The organism is Methylobacterium crusticola, from assembly GCF_003574465.1.
GTDB classification, from domain to species: Bacteria; Pseudomonadota; Alphaproteobacteria; order Rhizobiales; family Beijerinckiaceae; genus Methylobacterium; species Methylobacterium crusticola.
Genome location: NZ_QOWC01000505.1, coordinates 1 through 712, shown reverse-complemented (window position 1 = coordinate 712; position 712 = coordinate 1). Strand labels below are relative to the sequence as shown.

Below are 712 nucleotides of genomic sequence, written 5' to 3'. Positions count from 1 at the left end.
CCATCGTACTATGGCTTAGGTAACTGTCCACGCGGTCTAGGCCATGCTACTTCATACGCGCATCCAACCCGGCGCGAGGGTTGGCCTTCCGGGAGGATCAGGGTCCAGGGCGCGAAGGCTCCTGGTCGCGTCCAGGTGCGATCAGCCTGGTGCAGGGTTCCAAGGGCGGCAGACGCCTTTGGTCGATGGGGTCCAGGGGAGAGCGAAGTCTCCTCCTGGTCGTGGTCCAGCGGCGAAGCGCTTGGTCTGGGTGGGTTTCGGGAGGGGCAGGAACGCCGCCTCCTGAACGGATGAAACGGCGGACGTTTCTGTGGTGTGATGAGGCTCGATGCCGAGAGAGCGCCACTGCGTGGGGGATGCAACGGGGGCGCGCAACGGCCCCCTTGCCAAGATTGCGGTGTATTACACCGCAATCTTGCACGTCGCGCTATCCGTGCCTCACCCGCTTTTCGGTGCCCGCTCCATCTCCCCGCTTGCGCCATCAACGGGTCATGCCGGGCTCGATGCCTCCGGCTTACTCTCCGTGGGGATGGCGCTGGTCTGGGGTCGCGTAATGCTCGGCGATGGCCTCTGCGCTGATACGCTTGCCGGTCGCCTGCTCGATGATCGCCGCGATGTGCTGATCGGATTTCCCGGCCTTCCGGTGCTGCTCGATCTCGTCGCGAGCTATGCAGGAATTTGGGTGACGGAGGCGGTCAGGCGGCGCGGTGAT

Annotated in this window: 1 protein-coding gene; it reads left to right on the top strand. The window is 64.6% G+C overall.

What is annotated here, in order from left to right:
* Window positions 1–397 precede the first annotated feature (397 nt).
* Window positions 398–712, top strand: a 315-nt coding sequence (locus DT057_RS35120) for a hypothetical protein (RefSeq protein ID WP_162501629.1), incomplete at its 3' end; no start/stop codon positions are given.